This is a genomic window from Meishania litoralis, from assembly GCF_042611095.1.
GTDB lineage: Bacteria > Bacteroidota > Bacteroidia > Flavobacteriales > Flavobacteriaceae > Meishania > Meishania litoralis.
This window is the reverse complement of sequence record NZ_JBHFPV010000006.1, coordinates 88,357-103,672: the sequence shown is the minus strand read 5'-3', so window position 1 is coordinate 103,672 and position 15,316 is coordinate 88,357. Positions and strand designations below refer to the sequence as shown.

13 protein-coding genes are annotated in these 15,316 nt (G+C 44.0%); 2 read left to right on the top strand and 11 right to left on the bottom strand.

All coding sequences use genetic code 11. The features are described from left to right. Positions 1–70: 70 nt before the first annotated feature. The 8 genes from acs to nagB form a co-directional block, all read right to left on the bottom strand. Positions 71–1,978, bottom strand: coding sequence for an acetate--CoA ligase (gene acs, locus ACEZ3G_RS16095; protein ID WP_432426549.1), 1,908 nt, complete (start codon positions 1,976–1,978; stop codon positions 71–73). A 95-nt stretch (positions 1,979–2,073) separates the two neighbouring features. After that, a complete protein-coding gene (locus ACEZ3G_RS16090) occupies positions 2,074–3,786 on the bottom strand; it encodes a sodium:solute symporter family protein (RefSeq protein ID WP_432426548.1) in 1,713 nt (570 codons plus the stop codon). A 23-nt stretch (positions 3,787–3,809) separates the two neighbouring features. Beyond that, on the bottom strand, positions 3,810–4,070 hold the full coding sequence (locus ACEZ3G_RS16085) for a DUF4212 domain-containing protein (RefSeq protein WP_432426547.1): 261 nt from the start codon (positions 4,068–4,070) through the stop codon (positions 3,810–3,812). A 52-nt stretch (positions 4,071–4,122) separates the two neighbouring features. Beyond that, positions 4,123–5,199 (bottom strand): anhydro-N-acetylmuramic acid kinase, encoded by a 1,077-nt coding sequence (locus ACEZ3G_RS16080; protein ID WP_432426546.1) that lies wholly within the window; start codon positions 5,197–5,199, stop codon positions 4,123–4,125. Next, entirely contained in the window at positions 5,196–6,752 is a 1,557-nt protein-coding gene (locus tag ACEZ3G_RS16075; RefSeq protein WP_432426545.1) for a glycoside hydrolase family 3 protein, read from the bottom strand. Before ACEZ3G_RS16075 ends, ACEZ3G_RS16080 begins: the two co-directional genes overlap by 4 nt. Further along, complete coding sequence (locus tag ACEZ3G_RS16070; protein ID WP_432426544.1) at positions 6,742–8,016, bottom strand: MFS transporter; 1,275 nt, start codon at positions 8,014–8,016, stop codon at positions 6,742–6,744. The genes ACEZ3G_RS16075 and ACEZ3G_RS16070 overlap by 11 nt, the downstream gene beginning before the upstream one ends. A gap of 1 nt (position 8,017) precedes the next feature. Next, positions 8,018–9,526, bottom strand: coding sequence for a glycoside hydrolase family 10 protein (locus ACEZ3G_RS16065; protein WP_432426543.1), 1,509 nt, complete (start codon positions 9,524–9,526; stop codon positions 8,018–8,020). A 62-nt stretch (positions 9,527–9,588) separates the two neighbouring features. After that, positions 9,589–11,517: a glucosamine-6-phosphate deaminase gene (nagB, locus tag ACEZ3G_RS16060; protein ID WP_432426542.1), complete on the bottom strand. Its 1,929-nt coding sequence runs from the start codon at positions 11,515–11,517 to the stop codon at positions 9,589–9,591. Between the two features lie 195 nt (positions 11,518–11,712). On the opposite strand from nagB, the gene ACEZ3G_RS16055 reads away from it, so the two are divergent. Both ACEZ3G_RS16055 and murQ read left to right on the top strand, forming a co-directional pair. Further along, positions 11,713–12,462, top strand: a complete 750-nt coding sequence (locus tag ACEZ3G_RS16055; RefSeq protein ID WP_432426541.1) for a DeoR/GlpR family DNA-binding transcription regulator — start codon at positions 11,713–11,715, stop codon at positions 12,460–12,462. Positions 12,463–12,469: 7 nt separating this feature from the next. Continuing rightward, on the top strand, positions 12,470–13,285 hold the full coding sequence (gene murQ, locus ACEZ3G_RS16050; RefSeq protein WP_432426540.1) for an N-acetylmuramic acid 6-phosphate etherase: 816 nt from the start codon (positions 12,470–12,472) through the stop codon (positions 13,283–13,285). A 3-nt stretch (positions 13,286–13,288) separates the two neighbouring features. Here the strand turns inward: murQ and ACEZ3G_RS16045 are convergent, their stop codons facing one another. The 3 genes from ACEZ3G_RS16045 to ACEZ3G_RS16035 all read right to left on the bottom strand — a co-directional run bounded on the left by ACEZ3G_RS16045 (position 13,289) and on the right by ACEZ3G_RS16035 (position 15,210). Further along, the gene (locus ACEZ3G_RS16045) at positions 13,289–13,690 is read right to left on the bottom strand and encodes a c-type cytochrome (RefSeq protein ID WP_432426539.1); all 402 of its coding nucleotides are present in this window, start codon (positions 13,688–13,690) and stop codon (positions 13,289–13,291) included. A 211-nt stretch (positions 13,691–13,901) separates the two neighbouring features. Beyond that, the gene (locus ACEZ3G_RS16040) at positions 13,902–14,048 is read right to left on the bottom strand and encodes a GIY-YIG nuclease family protein (protein WP_432426538.1); all 147 of its coding nucleotides are present in this window, start codon (positions 14,046–14,048) and stop codon (positions 13,902–13,904) included. A gap of 40 nt (positions 14,049–14,088) precedes the next feature. Next, positions 14,089–15,210 (bottom strand): PQQ-dependent sugar dehydrogenase, encoded by a 1,122-nt coding sequence (locus tag ACEZ3G_RS16035; protein ID WP_432426537.1) that lies wholly within the window; start codon positions 15,208–15,210, stop codon positions 14,089–14,091. Between the last annotated feature and the right edge of the window lie 106 nt (positions 15,211–15,316).

Sequence of the window (15,316 nt, the reverse complement as noted above, 5' to 3'; positions counted from 1 at the left end):
TTTTTTCAACGATTCAATGACAAAGGCATCACGCTCAAACAAAATACCAATTCGACTAGACCAATGTTTTCTAGAGCGCATTGTCCATAATTTCCTTGACGACTTCAGGATTCAGCAGTGTACTGGTGTCTCCTAGATTTGATGTGTCCTTCGAGGCTATTTTTCTCAAAATACGGCGCATAATCTTTCCACTTCGTGTTTTAGGAAGTCCGGGTACAAATTGTATTTTATCGAGCTTTGCGATGGGGCCGATCTGCTCGGTTATCTGCTGGTTGATTTCCTTGCGCAGATTTTCGCGATCTCGACTTTCACCTGTTTCCTTTAAGATAACATAGCCGTACAAAGCATTTCCTTTAACATCATGCGGAAAGCCTACAATGGCACTCTCGGCTACCGCTGGATGTTCGTTGATGGAATCCTCTATTGGTGCCGTACCCAAATTATGCCCTGAGACTATTATGACATCATCGACTCGGCCCGTTATTCTATAATAACCCACGGCATCCCTTAGCGCACCGTCGCCGGTAAAATACATATCCTTGTAGGCCGAGAAATAGGTGTCTCGATAACGGTCATGGTCGCCCCAGATCGTACGGGCAATCGATGGCCATGGGAATTTGATGCACAATCGGCCCGAGACTTGATTGCCTTTTATCTCTTTGCCTTCATCGTCCATTAAAGCGGGTTGCACCCCAATAAATGGCAAAGTCGCGTAGGTAGGGGTCGTCGGCGTCACATACGGAATGGGCGTAATCATCATTCCACCGGTTTCGGTCTGCCACCAGGTATCAATTATCGGACTATGTTTTTTGCCGATATTGTTGTTGTACCAATGCCAAGCTTCCTCATTGATTGGTTCACCTACCGAACCAAGTACTTTTAAGCTCGACAGATCGTATTTTTCCACGAAATCCAGATTTTCCTTGGCTAGGGCACGGATGGCCGTCGGGGCGGTATAGAACTGGTTCACCTTATGTTTTTCGACAACTTCCCAAAAACGCCCATAATCAGGGTAAGAGGGCACGCCTTCGAACATTATCGTGGTGGCCCCATTGGCCAAAGGTCCGTAAACGATATATGAATGCCCGGTAATCCACCCGATGTCGGCGGTACACCAATAGACGTCGTTTTCTCGGTATTGAAAGGCATTTTTAAAGGTATATGCGGTGTACACCATATAGCCTGCCGTGGTGTGGACCATACCTTTGGGCTTTCCGGTCGATCCAGAGGTATATAGAATGAATAAAGGGTCTTCGGCATCCATTATTTCGGCAACACAATCGGCATAGGCGTCATTCAATAAAGGTTGTACCCATTGATCCCTGCCTTCCTTCATTTCGATGTCACTGTTGGTGCGCTTTACGACCAAAACGCTTTCCACACCCGGACAGTCTTCCAAGGCCTTATCGACGATACCCTTTAAATCGATGGATTTTCCGCCACGGTACGAACCATCAGAGGTCAGGACCAATTTACAATCGGAATCATTGATCCGGGTGGCAAGCGCATTTGCCGAGAATCCGGCGAACACTACCGAATGTATCGCTCCGATTCGGGCACAGGCCAATAACGAAATTGCCAGTTCGGGAATCATGGGGAGGTAAATACAAACACGGTCCCCTTTTTTGATACCCTGTTCTTTCAGCACATTGGCCATTCGGCACACGCGTTCGTGCAATTGACGATACGTAATATGCTGTGCTTCTTCATTCGGGTCATTGGGCTCGAAAAGAATAGCGGTCTTTTCGCCCCGGGTAGGCAAGTGCCGGTCAATGCAGTTCTCTGTAATATTGAGTTTCGCCCCTTCGAACCATTTGATCTCGGGTTTTGAGAAATCCCAACTTAACACATTATCCCATTTTTTTCGCCATACGAAATGTTCTTCGGCGATTTCTTCCCAAAAGCCTTCAGGGTTTCGAACCGACTTGCGATAAACTTGATAGTACTCTTCTAAATGTTTAATGTGATAATTACTCATGAAACTATGTTGCTTGAAGTTGGGTTAATTCCTAAGTACGCGTACTTTATTGCAGTTTTAAATTTAGTGAAAATCATTGTATTGGGAAACAATGGTCAATGGTCCGAAGCTTCTCCCGCTCCGCTGGGAATACGTATGTCCTCGACTATTTCTTGAACTTCTTCCGGTGGCGGGGGGGTAAACTGCATAATCACGATAGATACAATAAAATTGATCAACATGGCCACACTTCCGAAGCCTTCCGGAGATATGCCGAACCACCAATCTTTTTCTAAACCGGCTACGGCCTCCTTGCCACCATCGAAAATACCGAATTTGAACTTGAGCATATAGAACAGCATCAATGAAATACCTACGACCATACCCGCAATCGCACCTTCTTTATTCATTTTTTTATAAAAGATGCCTAAAACAATAGCGGGAAAGAACGATGCGGCAGCCAACCCGAAGGCCAAGGCTACTACGGCGGCGACAAAGCCAGGGGGATTGATGCCGAAATATCCTGCGATGATTACCGCAACCGTTGCGGCACCTCTAGCCGCCCATAGTTCCCCTTTATCCGAGATATTCGGAATAAACACTTTTTTGATCAAATCATGTGATACCGAAGAAGAAATGACCAATAGTAGTCCGGCTGCGGTCGAGAGTGCCGCGGCCAGTCCACCCGCGGCAACCAGGGCGATGACCCATGCCGGAAGATCTGCGATTTCGGGATTGGCCAATACCATAATGTCCCTATCGACAATAAGTTCGTTTTTTGCCGTATCGGCAACGTACTGGATCTTGCCATCGCCATTTTTATCATTAAACGTCAACAAACCTGTTGTTTCCCAGTTCTTGAACCAATCGGGCATCGAAGCGTATTCTTGATCGCTTACCGTATTGATCATATTGGTCCGTGCAAAGACCGCAACTGCAGGGGCGGTGGTATAGAGTATGGCGATAAGCAATAAGGCGAGACCGGCCGATTTTCGGGCATCCTTGACCCTTTTGACCGTAAAGAACCGTACAATGACATGGGGCAGGCCTGCCGTACCTACCATGAGTGCCAATGTAATCATGAATACATCGGTCATCGACTTCTTTCCATCGGTATATTCGGCAAAGCCCAGTTCGGTGGAGAGTCCGTTAAGTTTATCCAAAAGGTATACTCCCGAACCGTCGTTCAACTGAGATCCCATGCCCAATTGCGGAATCGGGTTTCCGGTCATTTGAATGGAAATAAAAATAGCCGGTACCATAAAGGCGAAGATCAATACGCAATATTGGGCGACCTGGGTATAGGTAATACCTTTCATTCCACCTAGTACGGCATAAAAAAGCACGATGACCATCCCGATGATAACACCGGTATCGATATCGACCTCCAAGAACCTTGAGAATACTACACCTACCCCTCGCATCTGACCGGCTACATAGGTAAACGAAACGATCAAAGCACAAATCACCGCGACGATCCGGGCCGTTTTCGAATAGTAGCGATCCCCGATAAAATCGGGTACCGTAAATTTTCCGAATTTACGAAGATAGGGGGCAAGTAGAAGTGCCAAAAGCACATAACCGCCAGTCCATCCCATTAAATAAACGGAACCGTCATACCCTGCAAAGGCAATGATTCCTGCCATTGAGATAAACGATGCGGCTGACATCCAATCGGCGGCGGTCGCCATACCGTTCGCCAAAGGAGACACCCCACCACCGGCCACATAAAATTCTTTGGTAGAGGCGGCCCGTGACCAAATGGCGATTCCGATATAAATGGCGAAGGTGATTCCGACTAAAAGGTACGTCCAAGCTTGTACGGTCATTGGTTTTGGTTTGTTGGGTTGGTTTATTCGTTGTATCCGTATTTATTGTCAAGTTTGTTCATCAAACGAACATAGACGAAGATCAAAATGACAAATACGTAGATCGAACCTTGTTGGGCGAACCAGAACCCGAGTTCAAACCCACCGATCTTGATTTCGTTCAGGGCATCTTTGAACAATATTCCGGCACCATAGGAAACTGCAAACCAAATAGTCAAAAGAATGAACAGGTAACGAACGTTTTCTTTCCAGTAAGCACTGGCTTTTTTTTGTTTTTCCGACATTTCTTGGTTTTAAGAACTTGAATGTACTAATATAACAATTTGGTTCAAATTTTTAACTCGGCATATAGATCACACCACTCGAGGAATCGCTTTTTGCCCCGGTGACAGAACTTAGCACATTGGTCTTGTTTTCTAATCGGAGTACGCCCATCAATGCAAAAACGGTTGCCTCTTTGAACTCGATCAACTGCTTCTCGGTTACGGCCACTACTACGTTATCGCCTAGTTTTACTTTTAAAGTTTCGATCAGGAAATCATTCAAAGCACCACCCCCTGTTACGAACAACGTATTTTTTGGCTTTTTGCAATGTGATTTGATTTGGAAGGCCACTTGATCGCAGATATGGTAAATGCCCGTACACAATAAATTTTCCATGGAATCTTTTGTGCTTTCGATTATTGGAACCACTTCTTCGACAAACCATTCGTAACCGATAGATTTCGGTATGGGCAGCTTATAGTATTCAAGCGCGTTCAATTTCTCAAGCATTTCGGAATTTATGTTTCCGCTTCGGGCCAATTGGCCGCCTTCATCATAATCCAATCCGTTTTTTCGGGTAATATGGTTCAGGATCATATTGGCCAACCCGATATCGTAGGCGATTCGTTTTTCGTTTTGTTCAAAGGAAACGTTACTGATCCCGCCGAGGTTCAGGCAGAAATCATAGTTGCCGAAAAACAACCGATCCCCTATGGGAACAAGGGGGGCCCCTTGTCCGCCCAATGCCACGTCGTTCGTTCGAAAATCACAAATAACTTTTTGTCCGCTTGCATTCGCCAAGTGCTGGCCGGAACCAATTTGAAAAGTCAGTCCGTTTTTAGGTTGGTGGTGGGTCGTATGACCGTGGCTGGCGATGGCATCTATGGTGAGCTCGTTCTCTTCGATGAAAATTTTTGATTGTTCGCCCAGCCATGTGCCATAGGTATTGTGAAAAATCAAGAGTTCATCTGCGGGAAGGAAAATGGAATTTTTTAATTTTTCCTGCATTTCTATGGTATACGAAATGCTTTTGGTCTTTTTGATGTCGAACCCCCAAGATCCTTTCTCGTGCCAAATATGGCAATAGGCGAGATCCAACCCGTCTAAAGAGGTGCCCGACATTAAGCCGATGATTTTGTACTTTTTCATTGGATGGTTACTGGTAATTTTCCTTTGGCCGCAATACTTCCCAAAAAATGTTGTGCCGCTACCTCTTGAAATTCCTTGAAGTCTTGATACGCAATGACGACTGCCTTGGCGTTTTTAATATTGAAATGTTTCAAGGCATACGGATTCCCAAATAAATAAAGCACTACATTTTTGGTATTCAAGACCGTGTTTATCGCACTGATTTCGGAATCGGAAAACCCAAAATTATCCGTTGGCTTCACCTGTGGTGGGAAAAGCGCAAGGAGAATATTGTCCGGTTTCCGAACATCGTTCGAAACAACTTGAAAAAATGGGTTATCAGGCTTTCCGCCGAATTGCAGTTTGGTGAAACCTTCCGTTCTAAAACCACGGATTATTTCCTTGCTTCCTTTAAACAAGGTCAAACTATTTTCCGCTAATTTTTGGTTTAATTCATGTGGTTCCTCCAATTTAAGAGCGGTTTTCGACGGTGTTGGAAACGCATCATTTGTAATTGCTTTTTCCTTCAATTTCCAAACTCTTTCAAAACTTTCTTCTATCTGCTCTAAGGAAGCATTTTTCAGAATAGTTTCAATGCCTTCCGATATATGTTCCGCAAAACAGAGTATATCGTTTCCGGCATCGAAGGCAAGCCATTCCAATTCTCCTTTGGTCGGATAATTTTTTGAGACAGCGTACATGTTCAGGGCATCGGAAATGACCACACCGCCAAATCTCATTTCGTCGCGTAAAACATCTTTGATGATAACTTTTGAAATGCTTGAAGGCGTATATTTTCCATTGGCCAAGGCCGGAACGGACAAATGCCCGACCATGACGGAATCGACCCCTTCGTCAATCAGCTTTTGAAAGGGATTGAGTTCATTTTCCGTCAATTCTTGTTTCGATTTATCGATAAGCGGAAGCGCTAAATGCGAATCGGTAGCCGTATCGCCGTGCCCCGGAAAATGTTTAATACTTGATAATATACCTTCGCTTTGCATGCCCTTGACAAATGCAGTCGCCTTTTCGATAACATTGTTCTTGTCTTCGCCGAAAGAGCGGTAGCCGATTACCGGATTATCAGGATTATTATTGATATCGACCACGGGAGATAGGTTGAAATGAATGCCCGCCGTTTTACAATCCTTGGCGATATTCTTGCCGACTTCGAAAATCAGGCCGGTATTATTTTGTATTGCCCCAAGAGTTATCGCATAGGGGTATTGCGGGGTATTTTCGATACGCATGGCCAGACCCCATTCCGCATCGATGGCAATCAATAAAGGGTATTTGGCGACCGATTGATAACGCTGAATGCGTGTTCTAAGCGTGGTGAAACTGTCCTTGTTATAGACCACCTCTTTTTTGCCTTCGTAATTGGTCGCGGCGCTTGCACGTGAATGAAAAAAGCATATTCCGCCGATAGCTTTTTCAATGATCAAGTTTTCAAGTTGCTTTATTTCTTCCTCTGTATCGTTGATGAAAGCCGCTGGCATAAAAAGCTGTCCGACTTTTTCATTTAGGGGCAGCTGCTCTTTAGCCTTTAGGTAGCTGATAGGTCTATTGTTCATGAGTTTTTTTTGACATGCCGAAATCGGCGGGGTATTTAATATATCTCAATAAAAAGAATGCCGGTAATGCCGCCAATACAACCCAAATAAAGAACCCGTTGTAGCCCAACCATTCTTGCATAAAGCCACTTATCAAACCAGGTAGCATCATTCCTAGGGCCATAAAACCTGTGGCGATTGCATAGTGCGATGTTTTTGACTTTCCTTCGGCAACGTAGATCAAATAGACCATAAAACCTGCAATGCCGAAGCCGTAGCCGAACTGTTCTACAATGACGGTTCCCGTTACGGCCCATGCCGCGGTAGTCTTCGTTATGGCCAACAATGCATAAAGCGCATTGGGGGCGTTCAGAGCGATGAGCATGGGCAACATCCATTTTTTTAGTCCGTGTTTGGAAATCAAAATGCCTCCCAAAATACCTCCAATGGTCAAAAAGATGACCCCGATGGTTCCATAAATCGTACCGACTTCTGAAGTGGTATACCCCAATCCGCCAACCGAGGTAGGGTCTAATAGGAACGGGGAGGCCATTTTCACCAATTGTGATTCGCCAAGGCGAAAGAAAAGTATGAATGCGATTGCCAGGCCCATTCCGGGTTTTTTAAAGAATGATCGAAAGACTTCAAAAAAACCTTTTGGTTTTTGGAGCGTAATGCCCTCAGCACCTTCAAATTTTGGCGTAACGAAAAAGTTGCTGACCGTGAGAAGCAACATTAGTATTCCGGCACATATCATGGTGTATGACCACGCTTTCGTATTGTCGCCAAAATGGTTTTCCAAAAACCCTGCTAAAATCACCAATAGGCCTTGTCCGGTAACGTTGGCGAGCTTGTAGAAAACACTGCGCATACCGACGAAAAATGATTGCCTGTCTTCCGTGAGGCCGATCATATAGTAGCCGTCTATGGCAATATCGTTGGTGGCCGAGGCGAAGGCGACCATCCAGAAGCAGGCCAAGGTGGTGACGAAAAAAATGTTCGTAGGGAGCGTAAAGCCTATGGCCAAAAGTGCCGCTGAGGCCAGTAATTGCATCCATAAAAACCAGTTGCGTTTGGTGCTCTTAAGATCCACAAACGGGCTCCATAGCGGTTTTATGACCCATGGAATATACAACCAGCTAGTATAAAGGCCGATATCTGCGTTGCTGATGCCCAATTTCTTGTACATGATGACCGACACCGTCACGACTAGGGCGTAGGGCAATCCTTGGGCAAAATAGAGTGTCGGAACCCAGGCCCACGCCCATTTGTTTTTCTTGATCATATCAATCGGTTTGATTTAAAAGTATGATTTTAGGCTCACTTTTTAGACCAAATCTGTCGATAAGAACGATTGCAACACGTTTTTTTCTGCCTACCAATGCCTTATCGACACTAATTTGATTTTTATCATTTATAGGTACCCGCGCCAATAAGCTTTTTATAGGATAGTGTTCTTTGGCTTTTTTTCCTGTTGGATGGATCAAAGCGTACCGATGACCGTCTAAATCGGAAAAATTCAACTCGATACGATTATCTCGAATGGTTGCCGATTTAAAATCGGGGTCGCGTTTTACCCCCTTCATTGCATATGAAGAAATAGGGGGAAGGGCAGGTTGTCTGTAATATTTCCGTTTGATGTATTTGACAATGTCGCCATTATTATCCATCAAGCTTTTGGCACTGAAAAAAACGTTGCCTTGAACTTCTTGGGTATTGCGGGAAAGGATCAATTGATTGGGAAGTTCTTTTTTGTCGTCCCAGGCTTTGTCACTATTGTTTCTGATTTTATAGGGGCCGTTGCCGATGTAAAGATTCGTGTTTACCGTATTATTGGCCCACCAATCCACTATTTTTCGATGTGAGGCGACGGGAAGATCCATACTCCAGTAAACTTGCGGTACAAGATAATCGAGCCATCCTTTTTCCATCCAAAGCATGGGGTCGGCATAGAGGTTTTCATAAGTGGTCTGTCCCGCTTGGGTATCGGAACCTCTGGGGTCGGTGGATCTGTTTTTCCAAACGCCGAACGGACTCACCCCGAACTGCACCCAGGGTTTTCTTGATTTAATGGTCTCGAAACTATTCTTTATCAATGAATCCATATTGCTTCGCCGCCAATCTTCAAGTGACTGATCAGACCGGCCATAGTATGAATAGGTCAACGAATCTTGAAAAACTTCGCCTTTAATGGTATACGGATAGAAATAATCATCAAAATGAACGGCATCGATGTCATAACCCGCAACAATTTCGTCTATAATGGAGATCATTCGTTTTCGTACTTCCGGCAATCCCGGATTATAATAGTATTTTTTGCCGTACTTCAGCATCCATTCCGGGTGCAGGTTAAAATCATGTGTTGGATCTAGTACTTCGGTTTTCAGGTCGAAAGTGGCCCGATAGGGGTTGAGCCAGGCATGAAATTCCATTCCGCGTTTATGGGCTTCATCGATCATCCATTTTAAGATACTTTCCTCGGTATCGGGTGCTTTGCCTTCTTCCCCGGTCAAAAATCTTGACCATGGGGCGAAATCGGAACCGTAAAAAGCGTCACCTGCCGTTCGGATCTGGACAATGGCAGCATTGAAATTCAAATCTTTGTAAAAATCGAGTATTTTAAGGTAATCGGCCTTTTGTTTTTCGATCGCGTCATTTCCGTTTTTGGGCCAGTCGATATTGACGACGGTCGCCACCCAAAAACCACGAAATTCTCTTTCGGGTTGCGGAATCGAGTCGAAAACACTACAAGATACAAGCGTTAGACTTAAGAGTAAAAAAAGCTTTTTGGGCATATTACATTAAAAAAGGCCTATTCGAGAATAAAAATAGGCCTTTAAAAATTGTGTTCTTGATATTAATCGAATTTATACCTTACAAATGCCTCCATCGCTGCATAGTCCGATAGGCCAAGCGCACGGTAGCGTTGAGCCGTATTTTTGTTGCGCTCTTCGGCCCTCATCCAGAATTCCCTTGAATCTTCACCTTGGAACATAACACCATCTTTTTGTGATTGATGACAAAAGATGGCATTCCTTTTTTTGAGCACTTGATCAGGGTTCATGGGTACCGCCATCTCGATTTCATTGATATCCCATTCATGCCAAGCACCGCGATACAACCATAGCCAGCAATCTTCCATGAAAGGTTCTGACTGTAGGCGCTTCATTGATTCGAAAACGGCATCCAAACACACTTTATGCGTTCCATGGGGGTCGGCAAGGTCTCCCGCAGCAAAGATTTGATGGGGTTTCACCTCTTTTATAATGTTCATCATTATTTTGATGTCATCTTCCGACAAGTTATTCTTCTTTATAGTGCCTGTCTCATAAAAAGGTAAATCTAGAAAATGCACGTTCGAGTCATCGAGCCCTAAATACCTTGTAGCGGCATAAGATTCGCCTCTTCTGATATTACCTTTTAATTTTCTTACCTCGATGGAATCGGAACTACTTTCCTTTTTTGCTTTTAAGGAATCTATTATGATCTGCGCTTCTATTGAAGGGTGTATGTCTTTTGAAATTTCTGCGTACCTAAGGGCATCCTTGTCTGAAACTGCAATGTTACCAGAGGTTTGATAGGCAATATGAACATCATGACCCTGTTCTACGAGCCTGTCAAAAGTGCCGCCCATTGAAATTACGTCATCGTCGGGGTGGGGACTAAAAATAATGACCCTCTTTTTCGCAGGCAATGCCCTTTCGGGGCGATTTGTGTCGTCAGCATTGGGTTTGCCGCCTGGCCAACCTGTAATCGTATGCTGTAACCTGTTGAACATTTTGATGTTTAGGTCATATGAGTCCTCAAGACTTAGTAGGCCCGACATTCCGTTGTCGTTATAATCTTTGTCGGTAAGGCTCAATATCGATTTTCCGGTCACGCCGCAGAGCCAAACCATCGCCTTGGCGGTCAAATTTTCGTTCCATTCCAAGGATTCATCGACCAACCATGGGGTTTTGTTACGGGTCAATTCGCTCCCTGCCCCGTCATCTAATACAAAGGTGCAGTTCTTATGCCCCTGAAGATAGGTCGCCGGCACCTGCGAGGAAATCTCTCCCTCGACGGTTTTTTTGATGATATCGGCTTTGTTCTGCCCCCAGCCGAGCAATACGACCCGCTTGGCGTTCATCACCGTTGAAATCCCCATGGTAATAGCTTTTCTTGGCACGTTGTCGATACCAAGAAAGGCCGGGGCCGCATCGACGCGTGTTATGTGGTCCAATGTAATTACCCTGGTTCCTGAGTTGCGGTGAGAGCCGGGCTCATTGAAACCGATATGGCCCGTTCGGCCGATGCCCAAAAGTTGAAAATCAAGTCCGCCGAACTTTTTTATGGCTTCTTCATAGCCAAGGCAGTACTCACGAACATATTCGTTGGATAAAGTACCATCAGGTATATGAATGTTTTCCGATGGAATATCGATATGGTTGAACAAATGCTCATGCATAAAATGCCAATAGCTCTGACGATTGTCTTTCTCCATAGGTAAGTATTCGTCAAGGTTAAAGGTCACAACATTGTTGAAGCTGAGCCCTTCTTCCTTGTGCATCCTTACCAATTCCTCATAAACACGAATTGGAGAGGAACCGGTAGCCAAGCCGAGTATGCAGTTTTTGCCTGCCCCTTGTTTTTTACGAATCAAAGCGGCAATCTCTTGGGCCACTATGATCGATGCTTCGTTTGAATCTGAAAAGATTACATTATGGATTTTTTCGAAGCGGGTCTCTTCAAATTGCCCCGCCGGCTTGTAGCTAATGTCCCTCATTTCTCTTTCGGTTGTTTTCATTTATGTGCAAGTAGTTGTTTCGACAAAATTAAAATCATGCAAATGTAGGCAACATTTTTTGATTATTGCTGTTTTTTGCGCTTTATTTTGCCGCTTTTTGCTTTTTTTATAATTTTACAGGATAAAAACAGTATAAAACGGCAATTTGGAAATATTCCCTATCTTTGCTTTTTATTAAGGAATATGGTTTAACTCATGTTGAAAGAAGAAAGACAACAGACCATTTTAAGTGAAGTCGAACTGCATAACAGAGTCTTGCTGACCGATATTGCAGAAACATTGGATGTGTCTATAGATACGATTCGTAGGGATGTTAAGGAGCTTGATGCCGACAATAAGCTGCGAAAAGTGCATGGTGGGGCTATTTCGCTCGGTTTTACCGCCAATAGCACTAGAAATAACAATATTTACAAGTTAGAGGAAAAAAGTAGGATAGCAGGGAAAGCCGTCACCTTGCTTAAGAACGGTTCGGTCATTTTTATTGATGGAGGCACAACATGTTTGGAGTTGGCCCGATCGATTCCCCTGAATCTTGGTCTGACATGTTTTACGCATAGCATACCAGTTGCAATGGAGCTGTTAAATAAACCTAATGTAACCGTTATTTTGGTCGGCGGACAGGTTTCGAAGGAGTCTCAAATTGCTTATGGGGCAAATGCCATACATAATCTTTCGGAGATCAAAGTGGATTATAGCTTTATTGGTACGGGATATGTTGATTCGCATTATGGGCTTACCGAGTTTGATTGGGACATCGTTCAGGTAAAAAAAGCCGTCATAAAATGTTCGAAGAAAACGGTACTTTTGTCAATCTCTGAAAAATTGAACTCCCAGCACCGGTACAAGACCTGTGATATCAATGCCATAAACACAATGATTACGGAATTGGAACCGGAAGACGATTTGCTCAGATCTTTTAAAAACCACGACATTCGAATTTTGTAACTAATATATGGACTACACAAAAATAACGGAAACCCCATCAAACCACGATAATTTGGAGCGCATGGAAACTTCAACGATTCTCCATAAAATGAACGGTGAAGACCAAAAAGTTGCCCATGCAGTTGCATTGGCGATCCCACAGATTACACGATTGGTTGATGCTTTGGCCGAACGATTTATAAAAGGAGGCCGCTTATTCTATATCGGCGCAGGTACAAGTGGTAGATTGGGTATTTTGGATGCTTCCGAAATTCCGCCGACCTACGGCCTTCCCCATGAAAGAGTGGTTGGGCTGATCGCCGGCGGCGATGTGGCCATTCGCAAATCTGTGGAACATGCCGAGGACGATGAAGCTCAGGCTTGGAAGGACTTGATCGAACATGAAATTACCGATTTGGATGTGGTTGTCGGAATTGCCGCATCAGGTACGACTCCCTATGTTTTGGGCGGGGTCGCCAAGGCCAAGAAAAATGGCTTGCTCACCGCTGGAATCACAAACAACCCAGGTTCCCCTTTGGCAAAGGCGGTCGATATACCTATCGAAATAAATGTAGGTCCAGAATTCGTTACGGGAAGTACACGTATGAAAAGCGGCACTTCCCAAAAATTGGCGCTCAACATGATTTCTACCGCTCTGATGATAAAAATCGGGCGCGTAAAGGGCAATAAGATGGTAAATATGCAATTGAGCAACAATAAGTTGGTCGATAGGGGGGTACGCTATGTTTCAGAAGGATTAGGTATTGAATACGTCGAAGCCGAAGAATTGCTTAAAAAGCATGGTTCGGTCAAAAAAGCACTTGACGCCGGGGCGGGTAATTAGCCCTTAATTCAGAATACTCTCAACTTCTTCAAGTGTGACTATTTTATCCGTACTATTACCCCAAGAGTTAAGAATGTAGTTCATTACATCGACAACCTCTTCATCTTCCAGTCCGGGATCTGGCATTGCACTGTTGTAAGTGACCCCATTGACAACGATTTCGATTTGCTGGCCGAATTTGACGCCCCTTATACTGGCTTCGCGGTGGTTCATCAAATAGTCCGAATTTGCCAAAGGGGGAAAGGTGTGCGGTACTCCTTCTCCCTTTTCCAAATGGCAGGTCACACAAAAATCGGTGTAGATTTCACTACCGCGTTTCATGCTTTCTTCAAGTGCCGGGTCTTGGGAGAAAAAGAGGGTCAGACCTAATACGGTCAAAAGATATGTTAGAAGTAATATTTTCATTTGTTTAGTTTTTGTCCGGTCGAGCGCAGTCGAGACCTCCCTCCCCGGTAGTTGGTTTAATTTTAGAATGCCTATAATTTCTACACAGCTAAAATTCGAAGCAAATCAACCTCTCCATTTGCAAGCGCTAATTTTTTCTTCCCACTCCATTTCTTAATCTTCTTCTAGAAATAAATAGCTTGATGCACATTATTGAACTCTTGATGGAAAATTAATTTAACAGGTCTTCATTGAAGGTAAAACAGGATTTGTCTCGTTCTAGTTGGTGTTCACTATATCGTCTTGAAAGATTATTTGTAAAACCCGTATGGGTTAGACCTTCGGAACATAAGAGTATATAAACGTAATAGAATTTCATTCCATTACATAGGAGGTCTCGACTGCGCTCGACCGGACATCTAGTTTTTAGGCACTAGTTTATAAATCCCCTTTCCTTCAATAGCTACATATATGAATCCGTCAGGGCCTTGTCGTACATCACGAACCCGTCCTAAGTTGTCCAATAATTTTTCACGTTTGACCACTTTGTTTCCGTCGAGTACCAGGCGTTCTAAATATTGAAATGCCAACGAACCTACCAAAAGACTCCCTTGGTAGCCATCATACCTGTCAGATGTTATAAAGGCCATACCGCTTGGAGCAATGCTGGGCACCCAATAGTGAATCGGTTGCTCCATACCCTCCATTTCGGTTTTGTCGGTAATGGGCGTACCACTATAATTGATACCGTAGGTAATCACGGGCCATCCGTAGTTGGCCCCTTTTTCAATGATGTTGATTTCATCACCCCCTCTTGGCCCATGTTCATTGTCCCAAATTGCTCCTGTTTCCGGATGTTTGGCCAAACCTTGCGGATTTCGGTGTCCATAACTATAAATAGCGGTTTTGGCACCTTCGGTTCCGACAAATGGATTGTCTTGTGGTATGCTTCCATCATCATTGAGTCTATAAATTTTACCGCCATCACGCGTAATATCCTGCGGATTTTCATCGCGAGCTCCTCTTTCGCCAATGGAAAAATAAAGATAACCGTCATCGCCGAATACAATACGCGACCCAAAATGCTGTCCTTTTGTAGTGTTTGGTGAACCTTTGTACAATAATTCATTGTCAACCAGCTCATTACCTTTTAATTTAGCACGCATCAAAGCTGTATGCCCGCCTTTTTCTTCACCTTCTGACGAAGCATAGGTAATATAGAGCCATCCGTTGCTCGTATAATCGGGATGCGGCACGATATCCAGCAATCCACCCTGTCCCCTTTGGTATACTTGTGGAACATTCGATATTTTTTTGCGAATACCATCTTTAAAATGAATCAATTCACCTGATTTTTCGGTTACTAGAATGGCACCATCGGGCAAGAACGCCATACCCCATGGAATCTGTAGCCCATCGATTAAAAGTTCAGCGGAAAAAGGAATATTCTTGGGTATATCTACTTGGTTTTCAGATTCCTGTCCGCAAGAAAAATTGAGCGTTACAACGAATAATAGAAAGAGGATGATACTTTTTTTCATAATTTGACGTTAGAAGTAAATATAATTAAGGTAACAAGTACGTGCTTAAAGATAAATAGAAAATTATAAGTTAAACTATTACCCCAAAGAATATACTGATCCCCAA